Source organism: Cellulomonas sp. P1_C4, assembly GCF_056406355.1.
Genome location: NZ_JBFUAI010000017.1, coordinates 1 through 23,324, shown reverse-complemented (window position 1 = coordinate 23,324; position 23,324 = coordinate 1). Strand labels below are relative to the sequence as shown.

Here is a 23,324-nt window from a genome sequence, read left to right as displayed (position 1 = left end):
GTCAGCCGACGACCTGGAACCAGGCGAACGACTGGTGGGTGGCCCAGACCTGCATCGCGAAGCCGAGGGCTGCGACGACGGCGCCGCCGATGATGAGGCGCAGCGGGTGCCACCGCGTCCCCGACGAGCGCGCGAGGGCCACGCCGGCGAAGAGCATCGTCATCCCGACCAGGAAGACCGCGTGCCAGCCGACGCGTCCCACCTCCATCGCGACGGCGTGGAAGTTCGGGTCGTACGAGTCCGGCAGGTCGAGAAGAGGCGTCTGCTGCAGCACCTCGCGCGACGGGAACGTCCCGAGGTCCTCGGTCATCCGGGGTGCGAGAGCGACGGGCGTGAGGAACACCGCTGGGAACCATGCCCAGAGCCAGAACCCCTCGACGAGGAAGAACGAGCCGAGGACGCCGATCACCACGCCGAGCGTGCGGGACCGGGCGATCTTCGCGGTCGCGACGCCCGCGGCGAAGGCCGCCGCCGTCCGCGCGACGGGGTCCGCGATCTCGGCGAAGCTCAGTCGGAAGAAGCCTGTCCCGCGCGCCTCCCCGACGGGGAGGCCGCCGACCCGGACGACGAGCACCGCGATGTAGACGGAGACGACGGCGGCGAGCACGACCGGGACGAGCCCGGCGAGCATCAGGGCCACGGTCCGGTCGCGCTCCGTGGGTGCGACTGCCCGGAACGTCTCGGCCGTCGTCTCCTCACGGTCGCGCAGCGCCGCGAGGTTGGCGACGATGAACGTCGCGCCGAGCAGGAAGCCCCAGGTGGCGATCGTGGAGTACGCGTCGTTCGCCCACCTGTTGGCGGGAACGTCCCACAGCAGGGTGGTCTCCTGGACGAGCAGGAGCAGGACGCCCAGGATCAGCACGGGGTGCCGCACCAGCCGCCCCGCCTCGAGGCGCGCCAGCGCGGTCACGGTGGCCCGGCCGACCAGCCGGTCGACCGGTGCGTCGGTCTGCGCGGTCAGTGCCATGTCAGCACCTCGATCTCCTCGATCGGGCCCTCGCCCGGGACCTGTCCGGTGAGCACCAGGTAGCCGTCCTCGAGCGTCGGGGCGCTCAAGGTCGCGCCGGTGGGTGGTTCGCCGATGTGTCGGTACGACCCGTCGGCGGTGACCCAGGAGAGCACCGCGCGTGGCTCGGGAGAGTCCGACCTCCACACCCGGCCGGCGGCGTGCGCGGCCAGGGCCGACGGTTCGCCCTCGAAGCGGACCCGGCCGCGGTCGACGACGACCACGCGCGAGCAGACGGCCTGGATGTCCTCGGTGAGGTGGGTCGACAGGACGACGCACCGGTTCCGCGCCGCGTCGCTGACCACCTCGCGGAACCGCAAGCGCTGGACCGGGTCCAGACCGACCGTCGGCTCGTCGAGCACCAGCAGCTCCGGGCTGCCCAGCAGTGCCTGGGCGAACGCCACCCGGCGGCGCATCCCACCGGAGAGGGCGCCCATCCGCTTGTGCATCTGGTCCTCCAGCCCGACGGCGGCGAGCACGCGACGGACCTCGCGGCGTCGCTCCGAGGTGGAGGTGATCTCCTTGAGCACCGCGATGTAGTCGACGAAGTCGTACGCGGTGAACGTCCGGTAGTGACCCGGCTCCTGGGGCAGGTACCCGAGCCCGCGTCGGATGGCCAGTCGCCCCTCCGCGGTCGAGGCGTCGTGCCCCAGCAGGCGGATGGAGCCCGAGTCCGGCGCGAGCGCGGTGGCCAGGATCCTCAGCAGGGTCGTCTTGCCGGCACCGTTGGGCCCGAGCACACCGGTGATCCCGGGGCCGGCCTCGAACGAGACGGAGTCGAGGACGGGGGTACGGCGGAAGGACTTGGAGACGCCGGTGACGGCGATGGTCGGAGTCATGCGGGGGTGATCCTCTCGAAGCGAGCACGACGGGCGACGGTCAGGGCTGCGGCCACGGCACAGAGGGCCACCAGGAGCACCTGGCCACCACCCCGGGCCTGGGGGAGCAGGTCGAGCAGACGATCGATGCTTCCTCGCGCACCCGGCAGGGCCGCCAGGTTCACCAGCAGCCAGGCCGCGGCCACACCGGCCGCCGCATACAGCGGGCGGACAAAAGTGATGGCGGCCAGGGTGAGCAAGGTCAGTGCCACGGCAGGGAGAAGCCAGAGCACGGGCTGGACCTCCGGGACGGCCAGGGACAGGACGGCGGCGACGGGGAGCGAGACGGCCAGCGCGGTCAGCGTGCGGAGCAGGAGCCGCCGGGACGACGAGTACGGCGCGACGACGGCCAGCTCGTACGCGGGTTCGCCCCGGGCGCCGTAGGCGAGCGCCACCGCGGGAACGGGCAGCACGGGAACGAGCAGGAGGAACGTCGCGACGCCGATCGCCTCGGAGGCGATCATCGAGAACAGGATCGCGACGACCAGGACCGCGAAGCCCGCGACCCACGCTCGTGCCGTCAGCTCCGACGCCGCGATGACCCGGGCCGTGGCCTCGCTGACGCCGCAGCGCACGAGGGCGCGCTCGAGCCAGGCGAGCCGGGGTTGGTCGACCTGGTCGGTCAGCCGCTCCCACGAGTCCGCGTGCCGGTCGGCGAGCGCGGGCACCTCGGAGACGGCGAGGCGCAGGTCGGACTGGCACGTCCCGCACCCGGTGAGGTGCGCCTCGACCGAGGCGTTGCGCGCGTAGTCGAGCTCGTCGTCGATGTAGGCGGTGAGCAGGCCGGGGTCGATGTGCCAGGTCATGAGAGGGCCTCCCGGAGCTGGGTGCGGGCGCGGAGCATGCGGGTGCGGACGGTTCCCGCCGGGATGCCGAGCAGGCGCGCGGCCTCGCTGCTCGACAGGCCGTCCAGGACGACGGCGGTCATGACCGCGCGCAGATCGGGGGAGAGCTTGTTCAGCGCAGTCCCGACGTCGCCGTGCTGCACGCCCAGCAGCAGCACGTCCTCGGCGGACGGTTGGCTGACGTCGGGCAGGACGGCGGTGGGGAAGGGGCGTCGGGGGCGCAGCGACGCGAGCAGCCGGCGGATGGCGATGCCCCACAGCCAGGCCTCGACGACGCCGCTGCCGGTGTACGCGGCGGGCTTTCTCCAGACGGCGACGAAGACGTCCTGGACGACCTCCTCGACGAGCCCGCCGTCCGCGCAGCGCCGGCCGAGGCGCAGCCGGAGCCATGGTGCGTGCCGGTCGTAGAGGTCCCGCAGCGCCGCCCGGTCGCGTTCGACGATCGCGACCAGCAGGTCACGGTCGGTGCGCTCGAGGTTGTCGTCCACAGCCACTTGTATCCGCCGGCCCCCCGGACTGTTCGCTCGGGATCGAGATGTGCGCTGAGCAGCACCGATCACGCTAGACCGGCGGCCCAGGTCGGCTCAACGGTGCTCGCGCAGGCCGCTCGCTCAGGCGTCTTGTCCTGCTCTGCGGCGGGACATGTATCCGACAGCCCGCCCGGCGGGTCCTGACCACATCAGGAGCATGCGGCTGGGCACGCGGGACGTGGGGGACTTCACGATGTCGAATGCGACGGATACCCGGCACCACTTCAGGAACGGGCTCTCGGTCACGCACACCTCGGCGGACCTGCAGACCTACCCGCCCGGCCCGAGGACAGCGTCAGGCCCGGGGCGAGCCAGGGGTGCGCCGGCAGCGCCGCCGCCCACGTTCATGGGACTCGCCTCCTGGCAGGCACAGCCTGAGGCGCGCCGTCGCGAGCTGCTGCGGCAGATCGAGGAGCTCAAGGGCGACATCCCGCAGGAGGTCGCCGACATGCTCCGCAGCGATCTCCTGGACGTCGACCGGATGCTGATCGGACGTGGCAACCAGGAGAGCCGCAGGCACGCGCAGGGGCTTCGTGAGTGGGTGACGGGCGCCCGGATCGAGGCCGTCTGGCAGACCCTGCACGGGGTGGAGCGAGCCCTCGTCAGGTACCGGTCGGGGAAGGACCTCAAGGGCAGCATCGACGGGATGGTCGCGGACGCGAAGCGGTACCTGCCGAAGGACGACCAGTCGATCGGCCAGGCGGTGCGATGGTCGCGCGTCGCACCCAAGGACCTCGGCGAGTTCCGCAGCGGGGTGCGTGACCTGCTCGAGAGGTCGCACGAGGCGTCCAACGAGTTCCACGAGGCCGCACGCCGCCTGCGCAACGGGATGCTCGGGATCACGATCCTGACCATGGCGTCCACCGCGGCACTGCTCGTCGTGCAGTGGCGCGTGCCAGCCATCTGGTTGGTCCCGGCACCGGCGGACTTCACCGGCACGCCGTGGATGCTCCTTGCCTTCGTCATGCTCGCGGGCTCGCTCGGTGCGTTCATCACGGCGATCCCGACGACGATCCGCGCACGCTCGGGTGGGCTGCCGTACCGGCTGCCGATCCAGCAGGGGCTCCTGAAGCTCGCGATCGGTCCGCTGCTCTCGGTCGTCGGGGTGATGTTTGTGGCCGGAGGTCTTGTCGCGGCCACGAAGGCGGACGGTGTGCCCCAGCTGCTCGCGCTCGCGGTCCTGTTCGGCTCCGCCCAGCAGGCGCTCACAGCGTTCGCCGACAAGAGCGCGGGGGACCTGTTGGCGACGAAGGACGCGACGTAGGTCAGCGCGGCTCGCGCAGGCCGCTCGCTCGTCGGACGGGTCGGTCGACGGCCGCGCGGATGGCGGCCTCGGTGCCGATGACGCGCACGTGCTCGCGGGCGCGGGTGACGGCCGTGTAGAGCAGCTCGCGGGTGAGCAGCGGGGAGTCGACAGGCGGCAGCAGGAGCGTCACGCGCGCGAACTGGCTGCCCTGGCCGCGATGCACGGTCATCGCGTGCACGGGTTGGACGGCGGGCAGCCGGTAGGGGCGGACCAGGCGGGGGTCGTCGGGCTCACCGAACGCGACCACGACGCCGCCGAGCCCGTCGGAGATCACCACGCCGGTGTCGCCGTTGTAGAGGCCGCTGGCGCGGTCGTTCTCGGTGACCAGGAGTGGGCGGCCGAGCGGCCACTGGCCCTGGTGTGCGCCGATCCACGACTCTGCCGTCGCGGCCCAGTGGGCGACGCCGAACGGGCCCTCGCGGTGGGCGAGCAGGAGCCGGTGGGTGCCGAGCGCCCGGAGTGCCGCGGCGGCGTCGCCCGAGCGGGCCGCCTCGACAAGGGCGTGGCCGCTGGTCTCGACGTCGTCCCGCAGGCCGGCGACGTCGTGCGCGGAGAGCCGGTCGTCGGCCGGCTCGACCAGGGAGCGGTGCTCGTCGCCGGAGCGCAGCAGCGCGAGCGTGCTGTCGGCGTCGCCGAGCCGGACCGCCTCGGCCAGCGCCGCGAGGGCCGGGCCGTAGCGGTGCGCGTGGGTGAGCCGGACGACGCCGCGGGGGAGCGCCGCGACGAGGTCGCCGAGCACCGCGCCGGCCTCGACGCTGGCCAGCTGGTCCGGGTCGCCGACGAGCACGAGGCGGGCCGTCGGGCGCAGCGCCTCGACCAGGCGGGCCATCAGCGACAGGGACACCATCGAGGACTCGTCGATCACGACGACGTCGTGCGGGAGCCTCCGCAGGCGGTCGTGCCGGAAGCGGGTGGTCGTGCCCGGGCGCCAGCCGAGCAGGCGGTGGACGGTCGTCGCCCGCAGCGGGCCGACGGCGTCTTCTGCGCCGAGCTGGGCGACCTCCGCGTTGACCGACTCCTGCAGGCGGGCGGCGGCCTTGCCTGTCGGGGCCGCGAGTGCCACGCGCAGGCCGGGGCCGGCGGCGGCCTGCAGGGCGGCGACCAGGCGCGCGACCGTCGTGGTCTTGCCCGTACCCGGGCCGCCGGTGAGGACCGTGAGGTGCGAGGTCGCGGCCGTGCGGAGGGCCTCGCGCTGCGCGTCGTCGGTGGGCGACGGGTAGAGGCGGTCGACGGCCGCGTCCAGAGCGACGGCGTCGGCGACGGCCGGTCGGGCGAGGCGCTCGTGCATCGCTCTGCGGACGACCTGCTCGTCGCGCCAGTAGCGGTCGAGGTAGATGCGGCCGTCCACCCAGCGCAGCGGGCGGTCGGCGGGGCCGTCCGGTCCGTCGGCGACGAGCGGGCTGCGGCGGACCGCCTCGTGCCAGCCGTCGGGCGCATCCGGAAGCTCGTCGAGCGTCACGCACACCGAGCCGCTGCGCAGCGCCTCCACGGCCAGGGCGGCGGCGAGCAGGACGCGCTCGTCGTCCTCGCCGCCGATCGCGCCGAGGCGTCGCGCGACGTGCACGTCGGCGGCCGTGAGGGTCTCGCCGTACCCGGCGAGCAGCCCGGTCACGCGCCACGGGACGCTCGCGGCGTACGGGTCGTCGGCGACGGTCATGAGCCCGCCAGCAGGTCGGAGAGGGCGACGACGAGCGCGGCCGGGGGCCTCCACGACACGACACCGAACGGGACGCCGGTCTCGGTCGGCGTCGCCGGGCCGGCCATCCCGCGCAGGAACAGGTAGAGGCCCCCGCCGAGGTGCTCGGCCGGGTCGTAGGACGGCAGGCGCCAGCGCAGGTAGCGGTGCAGGGCTGCCGAGTACAGCAGGAGCTGCAGCGGGTAGTGGGCGTCCATCATCGCGGCGAGCGTCGACGCGGGGCGGTAGTGCCAGAGCGTCAGGGGCTCGTCGAACGTGCCCAGGCGGTTGGTCTTGTAGTCGGCGACGAGGTACCGGTGGCCGCCCGGCACGTCCGCGGGCACCCGCAGGACGGCGTCGATGGAGCCGGTGAGGTAGCCGCGCAGGCGGGCGGTGGCCAGCGACTCGTCGTCGAGGCGGTCGGCGTAGGGGGCGAACGGGTCGTCGGCGGGAAGGTGGGTGCGCAGCAGGCCGGCGACGTCGCGGATCGTCTTCGCGCCGCGACGAGGACCGGCGTCGCCGCCGGCCAGCGGCAGCTCGAACTCGAGCTCGGCGAGGCGGTCCCGCGGGCCGATCGCGGCGAGGGTCAGGTCGCCGGCCAGGGGACCGAGCGGGGTGTGGAGCGACGGGAGCAGCGCCGACGCCATCGCGGCGGGGTCGGCGGCGAGGAGCACGCCCGTGCTCGCCTCCGCACAGCGTGCGGTGAGCTCGGCGGCCAGGTCCGGCGCGCTCGTGTCGACCAGCTCGAGCACCCGGTGCGCGAACGTGCCGAAGGTCGTGCCCGACGGGAGGTCGGCCATCGGCGAGGGCAGGTCGCGCGCGGCGGCATGGCCGCTGTCCGTGGTGCCGCCGACGACCTCCGGCTCGTCCTCGACGCCCGGCGACTCGGGCTCCGACCCGACTCGCCCTGTCTCGTGGGCCGTCGCCGTCAGCGCCGAGTACGAGGTCCGGCGCCAGGCGACGTCCGGTCGTCGGCCCAGCCTCGCGGCGCGCAGGTCCACGGCCGGGGTCGTCGGCGGAGCCCACGGGACGATCGCGGCCGCCGACGTCACCACCTCCAGCTCGAGCGCGTCGGACGTCAGCGCCCGCAGCGCGTCCGTCGTGCGGGCGTCGGACGTCGTCTTCACCAGGTCGGCCGGGTGGCCGTCGGCGTCGCGCGCGCTGAGCAGGAGCCGGGTGAGGGCGCCGCGGGGCGAGTTCGCCGACGGCGCCCACCACGCGACCACCTGGCTGGTGGCGCGCGTGAGCGCGACGTACGCGAGCCGCAGACCCTCGCCGTCGTCGGCGGCGGCACCGGCCGCGCGCGCCTCGTCGTACCCCGGGCTGCCCTTGCCGCCGACGTGCAGCAGGCGGACGTCCTCGCGGTCGTAGCCCACGGTCGCGGGGGTCGACGGCGTGAACTTGTCCCAGAGGAACGGCACGAGCACGACGGGGAACTGCAGCCCCTTGCTCGCGTGCACGGTGATGACCTGCACGGCCGCCGTGTCTGTCTCGAGGCGGCGGCTGCGCTCCTCGGCGTAGTCCTGCCCGGCCTCGTCGACGCGGGCGCGCAGCCACTCGAGCAGCGCGGCCGCGCCGAGCCCGTCGTCCGTCGCGGCGGCGTGCAGGGCCTCGCCGACGTGCCGGACGTCGGTGAGCCGACGCTCGCCGTCGGGCAGGCGCACCAGTCGTTCTCGCAGGCCGGCGGCGGCGGTCGCCTCGAGCAGGGACGCCACGCCGTGGTCGTCGAGCACGCGCGACCACGTGCGCAGCAGGTCCGAGAGCTGGTCGCGGCGCTCGTCGGAGGCCTCCGCCAGCTCGTTCGCCGTCCAGCCGACGAACGGCGTGAGCGCGGCCGCCGACACGAACCCGCCGACACCAGGCCGCGCGAGCGCCGAGAGCAGGACGAGCCAGTCGCGGGCGGACGGCGTCGCGAAGACGCTGGAGAGCATCGAGATGACGGCCGGGATGCCGGCGGACGCGAGCGCGCGCTGCACGGCGACGGCGTCGCGGTTGACGCGCGTGAGCACGGCGATGTCGCCGGGCTCGACGGCGCGCCAGCCGTCGTCGTCGATCTGTTCCTCCGCGAGCGTGCGCAGCACCTGGGCGGCGACGTCGGCGTAGATGAGCTCGCGGACCTTGCCGACGGGCGGCGGCGCGTCGCCGGGGGCTCCCAGCGCCGGCCGCGTCACCTGCCGCAGCCGGACGGCCGGACCTCCCCGCAGCCGCCGGCCCGTCCGGGCGGGCTCGATCGGGTGGACGACGATGCGGGCGTCGCCCAGGGCGGTTCCGGACAGGATCGGGGCGAGGCCGTCGAGCACGGCCGGGTCGGCGCGCCAGTTGCGGTGCAGCGTCTGCGTCGTCGCGACCGCGCGGGCGCGAAGGTAGGTCGCGACGTCGGCGCCGCGGAACCGGTAGATCGCCTGCTTCGGGTCGCCGATGAGCACGAGGGTCCGGTGCCCGTGGAACGCCGTGCGCAGGATGTCCCACTGGACGGGGTCGGTGTCCTGGAACTCGTCGACCATGACGATGCGGTAGCGGGAGCGGACGCGTTCCGCGGCGGCCGGTCCGGTGGACGGGTCCGTGAGCGCGTCGCGCAGCAGGAGCAGCAGGTCGTCGTAGTCGAGCACGCGCAGCGCGCGCTTGCGTCGCACGAGCTCGCGGCGAGCGGCGGTCGCGAGGCCGAAGGAGTCTCGCGCCCTGGCGTCGGTACCGTCCGCCGGTTCCAGCGTCGCGGCGGCGTCGCTGATCGCCTCGTGCGCGATCGTGCGGGCGTCCTTCACCGTCAACGTCGGCTTCGGGCTCGACGCGTACTTGCGCAGGTACAGGTCGTCGACCACCTCGGCCTCGAGCGAGGCGATGTCCGGGACCAGCCGCGCGTCGGGCTCGACGTCCCCGAGCGTGCCCAGCGACGCGAGCATCTGCTGGCAGAAGCCGTGCGTCGTGGTGATGGTCGCCGCGTCGAACTCCGCCAGGGCTTCCGTCAGCCGCTGGGCCCGTGCGGCGCGGTCCGTGCTCGCGAGCAGCGCGATCACCGGATCGGTCGGATCGACGGCGTTGTTCCGGAGCGCGCGCTCGACGACGACCAGGCGCTCGCGGACGCGCTCGCGCAGCTCGGAGGTGGCGAGCCGGCCGAACGTCACGAGCATCAGCTCGGGGAGCTTTGCGACGCCCTCGGCGACGTACCGGACAGCCAGCGACGCGATCGTCGTGGTCTTGCCCGTGCCGGCGCTCGCCTCGAGCACGACCGTGCCCACGGGCAGCGGTCCGCACACGTCGAACGGCACGGTCATCCGACCTCCTCGTGCGCGATGAGGTCGGCCCAGAGCGCCATGGACAGCGCGCCGAACCGCGTGCTCTCCGCGCCCGTGGCCTTCTCGACGAGCAGCCGGTCGAACGTGACCGGGTCGCCGAACGCGAGCAGGTGGTAGTCGTCGACGGCCTCGAAGCCGCCGCGGCCGTTCGTCGCGTCCTCCGCGGTGCCGAGCTCCTTGCGGGCGCTGGCCAGCGCGTCGGCCTCGTCGCCACCGCCGGTGCGCGGGTGCGCGTACGCGAGGCTCGTGGCCAGCGGCAGGGGGAGCGGGCTGCACATCGCCTCGTCATGGATGGTGACCAGGCGTTGCAGGGCCGCTCGCGGGTGCCCGGGCGTCGAGAGCCGGGCGACGCGCGACGAGCTGACCTGGCCGCGGCCGATCGTCACCGCAGAGAACTCGCGGTCGGGGAACGCGGCCGCGAGCGCCAGCAGCTGGACCCAGGCGCGCAGGCGGTGCTTGGCCCCCAGGCGCGAGAACACCGTGCGGACCAGGACGGCGCCGTGCACCCCGTTGACCGTGCCCGTGAGCGTGCGCCCGTCGTCCAGCGGGATCGTGACGTCGATGCTCACGGCGGGCTCTGTCAGGTACCGGTGCGAGGCGGCCAGCAGCGGCTCGACCTGCGTCTGGACGGACTGCAGGGTCGCGCTGCCGAGTGTGCCCGGCGGCATGTGACCCCGGCGGCGCTCGGCCGCGGCGGCGTCGGCGAGGTCGACGCCGTCGAGCGCCGCCTGCAGCAGGCGGTCGCCGATGGCCCACCGCTCCAGGCCGTCCAGCTCGAGGGGGAGTCGGTCCTCGAGCTGAGGCTCGTCGCCCGGCAGGGTCGCGCCGAGCCGGCGGCGGATGAACGCGCGGACGGGATGCTCGAGCGTCGACGCCAGGTCCTCGAGGTCGAGCACGTCGCTCTCGGGCGGCGCGAGCTTCTGTGCGGACGCCGGCGGTCTGCTTGTCCGCTTCGTCAGCGCCGCGGCCAGGTCGAGCACGTCGAAGGAGAACGGCTCGGTCCGCCCGAGCCGCCCCGGCACGAAGTTGCGCTCGTCGACGGTCTGCAGCGGGTGGTGCACGACCTGGTCCCGCGCGGTCGCGCCCTCGGGATAGGTGACCGCCGCGTCGAGCGCGTCGAGCAGCTCGCCGACCGGCACCGCGGGCGGCCGGGTCGCGCCGGTGCGCTCGTCGGCACCCGAGTACACGACGACGAGGTGCTGCCGGGCGCTGGTCACCGCGTCGAGGAAGAGCTGCCGGTCCTCCTGCCGGGCGTCGCGCTCGCCGACGAGCGGGTCGCGCGCCAGGATGTCGTCGCCGTCGCGGCCGGACCCGCGGGGGAACGAGGCGTCGTCCATCCCGAGCAGCGCGACCACCCGGTGCGGCACGGCCCGCATCGGCGCGAGCGAGCACACGGTGAGCGCGCCCGTCCGGAAGCCCGACCGCGTCGGGCGGCCCGCCAGGTGCGGCTCGAGCAGCGCGACGACGTCCGCGAGCCGGAGCGTGGTGCTCGCGGCCCGCACGGCGTCGATCGCCCGGGCGGCCTCGGCCTGCTGCCAGCGGTCGGCGGGCGCGACGTCGGTGAGCAGGCGGATGGCACGGTCGAGCGTGGCGAACCAGTCCGTCGCGGGCCGCGCTCCGTCGAGCTCGCTGAGCGTCGCGGTGAGCCGGTCGACGAACTCCGCCAGCCGCCCGACCAGGTCGACGTCGGTCGAGCCGACGTCGTCGACGGGCAGGACCGTGCCGACGAAGCGCTGGTCCTCCTCGGCCATCGCGACCCCGAGCAGCAGCCGGTCGAGCGCGGTCGCCCAGGTGCCCTGCGCGAGGCCGCCCAGCTGGTAGCGCTCGCGCCGGGACACGTCCTCGCCCCAGCGCACCCCCGACTCCAGCGCCCACGCCCGCACGCGGTCGAGCTCCTCGTCGTCGAACCCGAACCTCCGGCGCACGGGCGCCTGGCCGGCGAGGTCGACCACGGCCGACGCCCCGACGCGCGAGTCGGCGAGCTCCAGCAGGGTCGCGACGACGGCCAGCACCGGGTTGGCGCTCCGCGGTGCACGGTCGGCGATGCGGACGCGCAGCGTGCGGCCCGGGTGCTCGGGGGCGCCGTCGTCGACGCCCGCCGCCGGACCGAACGCGGCCTCGACCAGCGGCGCGAACGCCTCGACGTCCGGGCACATGACGATGACGTCGCGCGGCTCGAGGGTGTCGTCGTCGGCGAGCAGGCCGACGACGACCTCGCGGAGCACCTCGACCTGGCGTGAGCGGCCGTGGCAGGCGTGCACCTGGACCGACCTGTCGGCGGGCGCGGCGACGTGCCGCGGGCCGTCCGCGCGGTCGGCGGCGATCCTGGCCTGCAGGGCGCCGAGCGCGGTCGGCGGGTGCGGCGCGGACGCGAGGACGGTGACCTCGGGCGCGAGCTGCAGGACGCGCGTCGCGAGCTCGGTGGCGTCGTTCGCCATCGAGGCGAGCATCGGGTGGGTCGCCGGGGTGGGCGCCGCGCTCCTGCGCCGGGGTCCTGGCGTGACCTGCAGGCGACTCCAGAGCACCGTCGACGGTTGCGGAAGCCACAGGTGGACCTCGCGGTGCGCCGCAAGGGCGTCGAGCACCCGGAGGTGCGCGTCGGGCAGCGCGGTCGCTCCGAAGAGCGACAGGCGGCCGGGCAGGTCCACCGACGACGGGTCGGCGACCAGCTGCGCGACGGCCTCGCCCAGGCGCTCGGCGGGTGCCGGCACGCCGACGGACTCCCGCACGGTGCGCCAGAGGTGCGGCTGCCAGCGCAGGTCGTCCGGCAGCGGGGCCCCGCCGCCGTCCTCGTCGCGACCCGCCGCCCAGTCCCGCAGCATCGCCGGGCGTTGCGCGTCGTAGGTGCCGAACAGTCGCGCCACGCGCTGCGCCAGCCGGAAACGGCGGCTGCGGCGGACCTCGTCGTCGTTCGCGCCGAGGTAGCGACTCACCGTGCCGAGCCAGTCCGCGCCGAGGTTGTCGTCGATCGTCGCCAGCACGTGCCACGCGAGCCGGTCGCGGCTCCATGGGTCGTCGTCGCCGTCGAGGCCGAGGGTGCCGGCGAGGACCTCGCCGACGAGCCGTCGCGGCGAGGGGAACAGGACGTTCGCGCAGATGCCGTCCGGCGCCGTGCCGACGCCGAGCCGGTGGGACAGCCGCTGGGCGACCCACCGCTCGACGCCCCGTGTCGGCACCGAGACGATGTCCGGCGTGAAGGGGTCGGCGGGAGTGCTGGCGAGCACGTCAGCGAGGGCGGCGACGAGGACGTCCGTGCGCTCGGCGACGTGCACACGCAGGCCGGAGCCCGTAGTCGTCGAAGCCTCCGAGCTCACACGGGCACTCTAGCCACGGCGCGAGCCGACCGGCCGCGTGGGTGTGGACGGCCGCGCAACCCGCAGAACCGTCAGCGTGAGATCAGGAGCGCCTCGCCCTGCCCGCCTCCGCCGCACAGGGCGACGGCCGCGCGTCCGTGCCCCCGCCGCGCCAGCTCCATCGCGGCGTGACCCGCCAGCCGCGCCCCCGACGCGCCGATCGGGTGCCCGAGGGCGATCGCGCCGCCATGGATGTTCGTCTGCTCGAGCGGGTACGCCAGGTCGCCCAGGGACTGCACGACGACGGACCCGAAGGCCTCGTTGATCTCCACGAAGTCCACGGTCGACAGGTCCCATCCGCCTCGCGACAGCGCGGCCGAGATCGCCGCCGACGGCTGCGAGTGCAGTGAGTTGTCCGGTCCGGCCACCTGTCCCGAGGCGCCGACCGTCGCGAGCCAGGTCAGCCCGCGCGCCTCGGCGAGCTCGCGACTCGCCACGACGACGGCCGCGGCCCCGTCGGTGAGGGGAGAGGCGTTGCCCGCGGTGATGGTGCCGTCGGCGGAGAACGCCGGTCGCAGCGCCGCCAACGACTCGAGGGACGTCTCGGGCCGGATCCCCTCGTCGAGCGAGACGACCACGGGGTCGCCCCGCCGCTGGGGGACCTCGACCGGCACGATCTCCTCGGCAAAGACCTGCGACTCGACGGCAGCGGCGGCACGCCGGTGGCTCTCGACGGCGACGAGATCCTGCGCCTCGCGCGGGATCGACAGCGCCTTGTTGCCGCGCTCGGTCGACGACCCCATCGACTCGCGGTCGAACGCGTCGGTGAGGCCGTCGAACGCCAAGGAGTCGACGGCCTGGATGTCCCCGTAGGTCCACCCGCGTCGCGAGCCAGGCAGCAGGTGCGGCGCCTGGCTCATCGACTCCTGGCCGCCGGCGACCACCACCGACGCCTCGCCCAGCCGGATCATCCGGGCGGCGTCGACGATCGCGGTCAGCCCGCTGAGGCACACCTTGTTGATGGTCGTCGCCGGCACCGTCCACGGGATGCCGGCCTTGACGGCCGCCTGCCGAGCCGGGTTCTGGCCGGCGCCCGCCTGGACGACCTGGCCCATGAGCACCTGGTCGACGTCGGACGGCTCGAGCCCGGCCCGCGAGAGGGCGCCGGCGATGGCGACGGCGCCTAGGGACGCGGCGGACAGGGACGACAGCGACCCGTTCAGGCGCGTCATCGGCGTGCGCGCGAACGACAGGATCACGACCTCACGATCAGTACTCATGACAGCACCATCTCCCGAACATCGTCACCGATCACCAAGGTCACCAGGGGAGTCGCCGCGACGACGTCGTCGACGCTCACCCCCGGGGCGCACTCCCGCAGCACCAGTCCCTGCGCGGACACGTCCAGCACCGCCAGGTCCGTGATGATCCGATCCACGACCCCGACGCCGGTCAGCGGCAGCGTGCACTCCGGCAGGAGCTTCGCCGACCCGTCGCGCGCCACGTGCTCCATGAGCACCACGATCCGCCGCGCCCCGTGCACGAGGTCCATCGCGCCGCCCATGCCCTTGACCATCTTCCCGGGGATCATCCAGTTGGCGATGTCCCCGCTGGCGGACACCTGCATGGCCCCGAGGATCGCGACGTCGACCTTGCCGCCGCGGATCATCGCGAACGACGTCGCCGAGTCGAAGTACGACGCCCCGGGGGCGACGGTGATCGTCTCCTTGCCGGCGTTGATGAGATCGGGATCCACGGCCGAGTCGGACGGGTACGGACCCACCCCGAGCACCCCGTTCTCGGACTGCAGGACCAGCTCGACGCCGGGAGGCACGAAGTTCGGCACCAGCGTCGGCAGCCCGATCCCGAGGTTCACGTAGGACCCGTCGGTCAGCTCCAGCGCGGCCCGCGCGGCCATCTGCTCACGGGACAAGGTCATGAGACCGTCCTCCGCTCGATCCGCTTCTCGGCCGCCTCGGCGGGTGAAAGTGCGACCACGCGGTCGACGAAGATCCCCGGCAGATGGATCGCATCGGGGTCCAGGGCGCCGACGGGGACCAGCTGCTCGACCTCCGCGATCGTCACCGCGCCGGCGGCCGCGCACAGCGGGTTGAAGTTGCGGGCGGAGGCGTGGAAGGACAGGTTCCCCAGGCGGTCGCCGCGAGCCGCGCGCACCAGGGCGAAGTCGGCGGTGATCGCTTCCTCCAGGACGAACTCGTGCGGGACGCCACGCACGGTGAACGTCTCGACCGGCTTGGGAGGGGAGGCGACGGCCACACCCCCGGCCGCGTCGTAGCGCCACGGCAAGCCGCCGGAGGCCACCAGCGTCCCCACCCCGGTGCGCGTGTAGAACGCGGCGATCCCGCTCCCACCTGCACGAAGACGCTCGGCGAGGGTGCCCTGCGGCGTGAGCTCCACCTCGAGCTCGCCGGCCAGGTACTGCCGCGCGAACTCCTTGTTCTCGCCCACGTACGAGGCGATGATGCGCCGGATGCGACCCGCCTGCAGCAGCAGGCCGAGCCCCCAGTCGTCCACGCCGCAGTTGTTGCTGACCACCTCCAGGTCGGTGACGCCGGAGTCGAGCAGAGCGTGGATCAGCACGCTCGGGATACCGCACAAGCCGAATCCACCGACCGCGAGGGTCGCCCCGTCGGGGATGTCGGCTACCGCCTCGACGGCGGACTGGACGACCTTGTCCATCACTGCCTCCTGTCGACGAGGTCATTGTGCGCCGACGCGTCGAGGCTCGCGCTAGGGCAAGCGCGGACATACATTGGCAGGACATCAGGCAATGGGGCCTAGCTTCACAAGAGCGACGGTTCCGCCACCAAACGGAGCGAAACATGTTGCGTGCAGATGTGTCACCCGGCCGTGCCCTGCCCACTCATCAGCAGGCTGAAGCGGTGCAGCTCGTGACGCCGGACGGCGTCCGTCGTGAAGACCCGGTCTACGACCCGTGGATCTCCGACGTCGATGACGAGCACCTCCTGAACCTCTACGAGGACATGGTCGTCGTGCGCCGCTTCGACACCGAGGCAGTCGCGCTCCAGCGGCAGGGACAGCTCGGGCTGTGGCCGCCGCTCCTCGGCCAGGAGGCCGCGCAGATCGGCTCGGCCCGCGCGTTGCACAGCGACGACTTCGTCTTCAGCAGCTACCGCGAGAACGGCGTCGCCTACTGCCGCGGCGCCCTGCCGACCGACCTCGTGCGCGTCTGGCGGGGGACCGCCCTGGCGGGGTGGGACCCGCGCAGCATCGGCATGGCGACGCCGCAGGTGATGATCGGCTCGCAGACCCTCCACGCCACCGGGTACGCGCTCGGGTGCCTCAAGGACGGCGTCGACTCGGTCGCCGTCGCGTACTTCGGCGACGGTGCCACCAGCAAGGGCGACGTGCACGAGGCGATGGTCTTCGCGGCGACGTTCCGGGCGCCCGTGATCTTCTTCTGCCAGAACAACCAGTGGGCCATCTCCGAGCCTGTCGGCCTGCAGGCGCAGCGCCCGATCGCCGAGCGCGCGGCCGGCTACGGCATCCCCGCCATCCGCGTCGACGGCAACGACGTGCTGGCGGTCATGGCCGCGACGCGCGTCGCGCTCGACCGGGCCCGCAGCGGCGACGGCCCGACGTTCATCGAGGCCGTGACGTACCGGATGGGCCCGCACACGACGTCGGACGACCCCACCCGCTACGTCGACCCGTCGGACAAGGCGGAGTGGGCGGCCAAGGACCCGATCGCGCGGCTCGAGCGGCTGCTGCGCACGCGAGAGGCGCTTTCCGACGAGCGCGCCGCCGCCATCACGCGGAAGGCCGAGACGTTCGCCGCCGAGATGCGCAAGGGCTGCTACGGGCTCGAGGTGCCCGAGCCGCTGAGCGTCTTCGAGAACGTCCTCGTCGAGCCGACGCCCGCGCTCGAACGGCAGCGCAGCCAGTACGCCGCCTACCTCGCGATGTTCGACGAGGAGACGTGATGACCACGATGACCCTGGCCGCGGCCCTCAACTCCGGCCTGCGGCACGCGCTCGACGACGACCCCACGGTGGTGCTGCTCGGCGAGGACATCGGGACACTCGGGGGAGTGTTCCGGGTGACCGACGGACTCCAGCGCGACTTCGGCGCCGACCGCGTCATGGACACCCCGCTCGCCGAGGCCGGGATCATGGGCGTCGCGGTCGGCCTGGCGTACCGGGGGTACCGGCCGGTCGTGGAGATCCAGTTCGACGGGTTCGTCTACCCGGCCGTCGACCAGCTGGTCACGCAGGTGGCCCGGATCCACTACCGGACCGGCGGCGCGATCCGCATGCCCATCACGGTCCGCATCCCGTACGGCGGCGGCATCGGCGCGGTCGAGCACCACTCCGAGTCGCCCGAGGCTTACTTCGCCCACACGCCCGGCCTGCGCGTGGTGTCCTGCGCGAACCCGCAGGACGCGCACACGATGATCCGCCAGGCGATCGCGTGCGACGACCCCGTGGTGTTCTTCGAGCCGAAGCGGCGCTACTGGGTCAAGGGCGAGGTGGACGAGTCGTTCGACGACGTCCCGTTGCTCGACCGCGCCCGCGTCGTCGTCGAGGGCACCGACGTCACGCTCGCCACCTACGGCCCGCTCGTCATGACCGCGCGCGACGCCGCGCTCGCCGCGCTGGACGACGGCCTGTCGGTGGAGGTGGTGGACCTGCGCTCCCTGTCGCCGATCGACCTCGACACGCTCGAGCTCTCGGTCCGCAAGACCGGCCGGCTCGTCGTCACGCACGAGGCCCAGGGCAACGGCGGCCTGGGCGCGGAGATCGTCGCGAGCATCACCGACCGCTGCTTCGACGCCCTGAAGTCCGCGCCGGTGCGTGTGACCGGGTTCGACACCCCGTACCCCGCCGCGAAGGTCGAGGACCACTTCCTCCCCGACCTCGACCGCCTGCTCGATGCGGTCGACCGTGCGATGGGCAGACAGAACTCGCTGACCGGCTGGAGGGCGTCATGATCCAGACGATCACCCTGCCCGACCTGGGCGAGGGCCTCACCGAGTCCGACCTCGTCGAGTGGACCGTCGCGGTCGGGGACACCGTCGCGCTCAACCAGGTGGTCGCCGAGGTGGAGACCGCGAAGGCGCTGGTCCAGCTCCCGTCGCCCTACGCCGGGGTGGTCGCGGAGCTCCTGGTCGAGGCCGGGGCGACCGTGCCCGTCGGGGCGCCGCTCATGACGATCACTGTCGACGAGCCGGCCGACACAGCTCCGGCCGGTACGCCGCCGACGACGGCCGACGAGCCGGCCGCGGAGACGCTCCCGGCGCCGTCGGCTGTGCCGGCGCCCGAGCGGACCTCCGTGCTGGTCGGCTACGGCCCGCTGGTCGAGGCGTCGGCTCGGCCGCGTCGCCGGTCGCGATCGGCGGCGTGGATGGCGGCGCACGCCGCGGCGGACGTCGAGGGTCTGGGCCTGGCGGGTCGTCGCATCGGCCCCAAGGTGCTCCCGCCCGTCCGCAAGCTCGCGCACGACCTCGGCGTCGACCTCAACCGGATGGAGGGCACCGGCAAGGACGGCATGATCACGCGCGAAGACGTCCTGCACGTGGTCTCCGGCCTCGGGTTGACGCCGGTCGTCGACAGGTCCGAGGCCAAGGCGAGGCCCGTGAGCCGCCCCGCMACCCGACCGACGCCGGTGAGTCCTGAACCTCGGGCGCGCGAGGTCCGGATCCCCATCACCGGCGTGCGCAAGCAGACCGCCGCGGCGATGGTGGCCAGCGCGTTCACCGCCCCGCACGCGTCGACGTCGCTGACCGTCGACGTGACGCCGACGCTGGAGCTGCTCGAGCAGTTCCGCGCGGACCGCGCGCTCGAGGGGCACCGGATCACCGTCCTGACGCTCGTCGCCAAGGCCGTGACGATCGCCGTCGGCCGCAACCCGTCGCTCAACGCGCGCTGGGACGAGGCCGCCCACGAGATCGTGCAGCCCGCGTACGTGAACCTCGGCATCGCGGCGGCGACCCCGCGCGGGCTGCTGGTGCCGACCATCAAGGACGCCGACGCGCTCCGGCTCCCCGAGCTGGCGGACGCGATCGGTGCGTTGACCGAGGCTGCGCGCGCCGGCACGACCACGCCCGCCGAGCTCGCCGGCGGCACCATCACGATCACCAACATCGGCGTCTTCGGCGTCGACACCGGCACACCGATCCTGGTGCCGGGTCAGGCCGCCATCCTGGCGATGGGCGCGATCCGTCGGCAGCCCTGGGAGTTCCACGACGAGATCGCGCTGCGCCACCTGATGACGCTGAGCGTCTCCTTCGACCACCGCCTCGTCGACGGCGCCGAGGCGGCCCACTTCCTCACAGACGTCGGCGCGATCCTCGCCCGACCGGGCACCATCCTGCGGATGGTGTAACCCTCTACTGCGCGGCGGCGGCGACCAGCGAACCCTCCTTCGCGGTCCGCCGCCGCCGCGCCGGGTACGGCACGGGGTGGGCGACCATGAGCGCCGCGCCGGCGCAGACCAGCTCCTTGTACCAGGCGGCGACGCGGCCGCCGGGGGCGAGGGACCGGGCGCGGTCGTCCGAGGTGACCATCTGGATGACAGCGTCGCGCCGGCCCAGGCTGATGCACTGGTGGACGTAGCCCAGCGGCATGTGCGGGAGCCTGCCGCCGGTCAGGCGCGCGACGATCGAGTCGGCGGCCTGCCACGACATCGGGATGCCCGAGGCGCACGACATGCGCAACGAGTTGCCCACCGGACCGTGTGCCAGTGCGGCGTCGCCCACGGCGTAGACGTCCGGGTGCGAGACAGACCGCATGGTCTCGTCGACCAGGATCTGCCCGCGGTCCGTGACCGCGAGCGCCGAGGCGGCGGCGATCGGGTGGACCGCGAAGCCGGCTGCCCAGACGGTCACGTCGGCCGGGATCGTCGCGCCGTCGTCGGTCACGACCGCGGTCGGACCCACGCTCGCGACGCCCGTGTGCTCGTGGACCGTGATGCCGAGACATTCGAAGGTGCCGCGCAGGTGCTTCTCGCCCTTCGGCGAGAGCCAGTCGCCGAACCCGGCCCGCGCCGCAATCGCCACGTCGAGGCTCGGGAACGCGCCGGCGATCTCGCTGGTCGCCTCGATGCCGGTCAGTCCGCCCCCGACCACGAGCACGCGGTCGCCCGGAGCGAGCGCGCGCAGCCGATCGTGCAGGCGGAGCGCCCCCGGCCGGCTGGCGACCTCTTCGGCGTGCTCCAAGACGCCGGGCACTCCGTGGTCGTCGCGCGCGCTGCCGAGGGCGTAGACGAGCGTGTCGTAGCGCAGGTCGTCGGCACCCGCGAGGAAGACGGTCTTGCTCTCGACGTCGACGGCGGTGACCCGGTCGACGCTCAAGGCCACGCCCGTGCCGGCCAGCAGGTCGTCCAGCGGGCGCCGGCGCAGGTCCTGCCCGGTCGCCAGCTGGTGCATGCGGACCCGCTCGACGAAGTCCGGCTCTGCGTTGACCAGGGTGATCTCCACGTCGTCGCCGTGCAGGCGGCGCGCCAGACGTCCGGCCGCGGAGGCCCCCGCGTACCCGGCGCCGAGGATGACGATGCGGTGCTTCATGAGTCGCTCCCTGTCGTGGATCGGTGACGCCTCCTGAACTGGACGACGACCCGATCCCTGACAGGTGTGCGGTGTGACGGTGGTCACTCACCAACCGCTGAGCAGCGGCTCCCCGTGGTCCGACGCCGCCCACTGCCGCCCGGCGCGGCCGAGCTTCTCCGGGTTGACCTGGCTCAGCACCGCGGCGATCCCGTCGGTGGTCACGTCCAGGCTCATGACCCCGATCAGCCGGTCGCCGACCACCGCCACCAGCGCCGGGCAGCCATTCGCGGTCCAGGCGTAGAAGTCCGGGCTGCCGCCGATGAGCGCGCGCTTGGCGTCGGCGGGCCGGAACAGCCCGCGCAGGAACTGCGCGACCGCCGCGGCGCCGAAGAACGGCTTCGCGCGCGCCGGGACGTAGCCGCCGCCGTCGCCGACACCCATCGCGTCGGCGGTCAGCACCCGCAGCAGCGGCTCGGTCTTCCCGCTCGTGGCCGCGGCCAGGAACTCCTCGACGACCTGTCGGGCGGCCGCCTCATCGACCTCGGCGCGGACCTTCTCCGTCGCCACATGCTGCTTGGCCCGATGGTAGATCTGCTGGCTGCTCGCCTCGGTGATGTCCAACAGCTCGGCGATCTCGGCGTGGGAGTAGGAGAACGCCTCGCGCAGCACGTAGACCGCACGCTCGCTCGGAGTCAGGCGCTCCATGAGCACGAGGACCGCCGTCGAGACGGAGTCCCGCTGCTCGACGGTGTCCGCCGGGCCGAGCATCGGGTCGCCGGCGAGCAGCGGCTCGGGCAGCCACTCGCCGACGTAGACCTCGCGCCGCGCCCGCGCGGACTGCAGCTGCGTCAGGCACAGATTGGTCAGCACCCGGGTCAGCCACGCGGCCGGCACCCGGACCTGCTCGCGGTCGGCGCCCTCCCACCGCAGGAACGTCTCCTGAGCGGCGTCCTCGGCCTCCGCAGCGGAGCCGAGGAGTCGGTAGGCGATGGCCTCCAACCTCGGCCGCAGGTTCTCGAAGACCTCGAGCTCGTCGGCCCGCAGCGGCCGCTTGTCCACGTCTCGCACACTCACTCCTCGACACTACGACGACGCCCGCGCCGACAACGGGCCCGAAGACCGCGCCGGGCGCCTCCTGGTGTGTTGTTTCGGGCGGGCGACGTCAGCGCGGCGAGGGGACGAAGTCCATCGAGCGCAGGGCACCGCGTCGCCTTGTCTCGGGCTTGTCGGTGGCCGCCGGCGGCGGCCACCGATCCGGGCGGTGTCATGCCGCAGCGATTGCCCGGTGGGATGGATCGGCGTCAGAAGGGTGGGTCGCCGAGTGGCCGTGGTGGTGGTCGGTGTTCGAGCGCGCGCGGGGTGACGTAGACGGGGACCGGGTGGCGGGCGTAGGTCAGCCCGTGCCGGTCGGTCCAGGTGGAGACCCCGGTGGCCGGGTTATAGGTGACGTTCCACCAGCCTTCGGTCTTGGCCTGGTGGTGGTGCTTGCACAAGGCGTGCAGGTTCGCCTCGCAGGTCTGGAGGTCGTGCCCGTCGAGACCGGTCTGCTGGTTGTGCCCGTCGAGCCCGGTGGGTCGTGCGCCCGCGCCCGGGGTGGGTGGTCGGTGGTGGTCGTAGGGGATGCGGTGGTCGATCTCGCACCTGGTGGCGGGTTGGCGGCAGCCGGGGAAGGTGCAGGTTACGTCCCGGGCTTGCACGGTGCGGGTCAGATCCGCCCCGGGTCGGTACGCGGTTGTGCCCACCGAGCACACCTGCCCGGTGCCCGGGTCGGTCAACACCCGTCGCCAGGTGGCGTCTTGGGCGAGCTCGCGGGCGACCTGCGCGGGGATCGGACCGTAGGACCCGAGGAACCCCGGGGCGTCGTCCAGGCCGAGCAAGGTGGACGCGGCGACGGAGAGTTGCAGCGCCACGCGTTGTCCGTGCCGGGTCGGCAGCGGGGTGCCGTCGGGGGTGGTCTGCCGGTCCAGGATGCCGGTGAACACGTCGCTGAACGCGTCCGCACGGCGTTGGTCCACGCTCCGGGTGTCCCCGTCGATCCCGGCGTGCCCGGCCAGGGCGTCGATCGCGGTGAACGCCGCGGTCGCGTCGGCGGCGGGTAGGTAGGCGATCAGGCGGGCCATCGCGTCCGGGGCCAGGACGAGCTCGACGCCGCGCCGGTCGCGTTCTGCAACTCGCCGTTTCTCGGCGACTCCGGGGTTCAACGCGATCAGCGCGGCGCGCWGGTGTCGGGTCAGCTGCGGGGCGGTCATCTCACCCGCGCGATCCACCGCGTCGGCGACCACCCGCTCGCGGTCGATGGTGGGTACGTCCGCGCCGGCCTTGCTCAGCTCGTCCAGGATCACGTCGACCTTGCGGGCCTCCACCGCCCCGGCCGCCCACGCGTCCCCCAGGGCGGGGTGCTGGGCGGCACCCCAGGCGCGCAGGAACACAAACTCCGCCGACCGCTTCGTGCACACCAACGCGCACGCCAGCTCATCGGGGACGTGCCGCAACGCATCCGGCGTGCGCGCACCCAGCTCCCGGGCGAACGACCCCTGCAGGGCTTGCAGCATGTTCATCGCCTGCTGGGTGGCAGCCACCGCGTTCACCAGGGCCGCCCCGGACACGTCAGCGACCGGCACCGCGGCCAGCATCGCCACCAGGTCCGCGACGTCGACACCGAGTAGTGGGAAGTCCTCCACCGCGGCCAGATCGACCACACGCGCACCCATCGTGGCCTCTGGTGCCGCACCGGGGCGCCCGCCGTGCCCCGAGTCCGTCCACACCAACGCGGAGGGGGTGGGAGCCGTCGGAGAAGTCGCGGATGGCGCGCCGGGCATTGGGGCGTGCACATCGGGTGCGGTGACTGACAACAGGGTGGGCACGTCGGCGGCGGTGATGGGCAACGCAGCGGACATGCAGGCCGAGGCCGAGGCCGAGGCCGAGGCCGGGGCCGCGGCCACAGCCGGGGCCGCGGCCACAGCCGGGGCC

General features: G+C 73.6%; 17 protein-coding genes. 4 read left to right on the top strand and 13 right to left on the bottom strand.

Annotation, left to right across the window (positions count from 1 at the left end; genetic code table 11):
- Nucleotide 1: 1 nt before the first annotated feature.
- Genes AC1DYZ_RS14375 through AC1DYZ_RS14360 form a run of 4 tightly spaced genes read right to left on the bottom strand, consistent with a single transcriptional unit; the run spans nt 2 to nt 3,217 of the window.
- Entirely contained in the window at nt 2-967 is a 966-nt protein-coding gene (locus AC1DYZ_RS14375) for a hypothetical protein (RefSeq protein ID WP_477065866.1), read from the bottom strand.
- A complete protein-coding gene (locus tag AC1DYZ_RS14370; protein ID WP_477065865.1) occupies nt 958-1,845 on the bottom strand; it encodes an ATP-binding cassette domain-containing protein in 888 nt (295 codons plus the stop codon). Before AC1DYZ_RS14370 ends, AC1DYZ_RS14375 begins: the two co-directional genes overlap by 10 nt.
- Nucleotides 1,842-2,690, bottom strand: coding sequence for a zf-HC2 domain-containing protein (locus AC1DYZ_RS14365; RefSeq protein WP_477065864.1), 849 nt, complete (start codon nt 2,688-2,690; stop codon nt 1,842-1,844). The genes AC1DYZ_RS14370 and AC1DYZ_RS14365 overlap by 4 nt, the downstream gene beginning before the upstream one ends.
- A complete protein-coding gene (locus AC1DYZ_RS14360; RefSeq protein ID WP_477065863.1) occupies nt 2,687-3,217 on the bottom strand; it encodes an RNA polymerase sigma factor in 531 nt (176 codons plus the stop codon). The genes AC1DYZ_RS14365 and AC1DYZ_RS14360 overlap by 4 nt, the downstream gene beginning before the upstream one ends.
- A 388-nt stretch (nt 3,218-3,605) precedes the next feature.
- On the opposite strand from AC1DYZ_RS14360, the gene AC1DYZ_RS14355 reads away from it, so the two are divergent.
- Nucleotides 3,606-4,523 (top strand): hypothetical protein, encoded by a 918-nt coding sequence (locus tag AC1DYZ_RS14355; protein ID WP_477065862.1) that lies wholly within the window; start codon nt 3,606-3,608, stop codon nt 4,521-4,523.
- A 1-nt stretch (nt 4,524) separates the two neighbouring features.
- Here the strand turns inward: AC1DYZ_RS14355 and recD are convergent, their stop codons facing one another.
- From recD to AC1DYZ_RS14325, 6 genes are all read right to left on the bottom strand, one after another.
- Complete coding sequence (gene recD, locus AC1DYZ_RS14350; RefSeq protein WP_477065861.1) at nt 4,525-6,222, bottom strand: exodeoxyribonuclease V subunit alpha; 1,698 nt, start codon at nt 6,220-6,222, stop codon at nt 4,525-4,527.
- Nucleotides 6,219-9,512, bottom strand: coding sequence for a UvrD-helicase domain-containing protein (locus AC1DYZ_RS14345; protein ID WP_477065860.1), 3,294 nt, complete (start codon nt 9,510-9,512; stop codon nt 6,219-6,221). Before AC1DYZ_RS14345 ends, recD begins: the two co-directional genes overlap by 4 nt.
- Nucleotides 9,509-12,847 carry an exodeoxyribonuclease V subunit gamma gene (recC, locus tag AC1DYZ_RS14340; protein WP_477065859.1) on the bottom strand — a complete coding sequence of 1,113 codons (3,339 nt, stop codon included), beginning with the start codon at nt 12,845-12,847 and terminating at the stop codon, nt 9,509-9,511. Before recC ends, AC1DYZ_RS14345 begins: the two co-directional genes overlap by 4 nt.
- A 71-nt stretch (nt 12,848-12,918) precedes the next feature.
- Nucleotides 12,919-14,106: an acetyl-CoA C-acetyltransferase gene (locus tag AC1DYZ_RS14335; RefSeq protein WP_477065858.1), complete on the bottom strand. Its 1,188-nt coding sequence runs from the start codon at nt 14,104-14,106 to the stop codon at nt 12,919-12,921.
- Entirely contained in the window at nt 14,103-14,765 is a 663-nt protein-coding gene (locus AC1DYZ_RS14330) for a CoA transferase subunit B (protein WP_477065857.1), read from the bottom strand. Before AC1DYZ_RS14330 ends, AC1DYZ_RS14335 begins: the two co-directional genes overlap by 4 nt.
- Nucleotides 14,762-15,526, bottom strand: a complete 765-nt coding sequence (locus AC1DYZ_RS14325) for a CoA transferase subunit A (protein ID WP_477065856.1) — start codon at nt 15,524-15,526, stop codon at nt 14,762-14,764. Before AC1DYZ_RS14325 ends, AC1DYZ_RS14330 begins: the two co-directional genes overlap by 4 nt.
- A 143-nt stretch (nt 15,527-15,669) precedes the next feature.
- Here AC1DYZ_RS14325 and pdhA point away from each other — a divergent pair, with 143 nt between their 5' ends.
- From pdhA to AC1DYZ_RS14310, 3 genes are read left to right on the top strand one after another with little or no spacing between them, the layout of a single operon-like run.
- Complete coding sequence (pdhA, locus tag AC1DYZ_RS14320; RefSeq protein ID WP_477065855.1) at nt 15,670-16,791, top strand: pyruvate dehydrogenase (acetyl-transferring) E1 component subunit alpha; 1,122 nt, start codon at nt 15,670-15,672, stop codon at nt 16,789-16,791.
- Nucleotides 16,791-17,798: an alpha-ketoacid dehydrogenase subunit beta gene (locus AC1DYZ_RS14315; protein ID WP_477065854.1), complete on the top strand. Its 1,008-nt coding sequence runs from the start codon at nt 16,791-16,793 to the stop codon at nt 17,796-17,798. The genes pdhA and AC1DYZ_RS14315 overlap by 1 nt, the downstream gene beginning before the upstream one ends.
- The gene (locus AC1DYZ_RS14310) at nt 17,795-19,192 is read left to right on the top strand and encodes a dihydrolipoamide acetyltransferase family protein (protein ID WP_477065853.1); all 1,398 of its coding nucleotides are present in this window, start codon (nt 17,795-17,797) and stop codon (nt 19,190-19,192) included. Before AC1DYZ_RS14315 ends, AC1DYZ_RS14310 begins: the two co-directional genes overlap by 4 nt.
- Before the next feature lie 4 nt (nt 19,193-19,196).
- On the opposite strand, the gene AC1DYZ_RS14305 is transcribed toward AC1DYZ_RS14310, so the two are convergent.
- The 3 genes from AC1DYZ_RS14305 to AC1DYZ_RS14295 all read right to left on the bottom strand — a co-directional run bounded on the left by AC1DYZ_RS14305 (nt 19,197) and on the right by AC1DYZ_RS14295 (nt 23,065).
- Nucleotides 19,197-20,372 carry an NAD(P)/FAD-dependent oxidoreductase gene (locus AC1DYZ_RS14305; RefSeq protein WP_477065852.1) on the bottom strand — a complete coding sequence of 392 codons (1,176 nt, stop codon included), beginning with the start codon at nt 20,370-20,372 and terminating at the stop codon, nt 19,197-19,199.
- An 87-nt stretch (nt 20,373-20,459) separates the two neighbouring features.
- Nucleotides 20,460-21,422, bottom strand: a complete 963-nt coding sequence (gene sigJ / locus AC1DYZ_RS14300) for an RNA polymerase sigma factor SigJ (protein ID WP_477065851.1) — start codon at nt 21,420-21,422, stop codon at nt 20,460-20,462.
- Between the two features lie 233 nt (nt 21,423-21,655).
- A complete protein-coding gene (locus AC1DYZ_RS14295) occupies nt 21,656-23,065 on the bottom strand; it encodes an HNH endonuclease signature motif containing protein (RefSeq protein WP_477065850.1) in 1,410 nt (469 codons plus the stop codon).
- Nucleotides 23,066-23,324 lie beyond the last annotated feature (259 nt).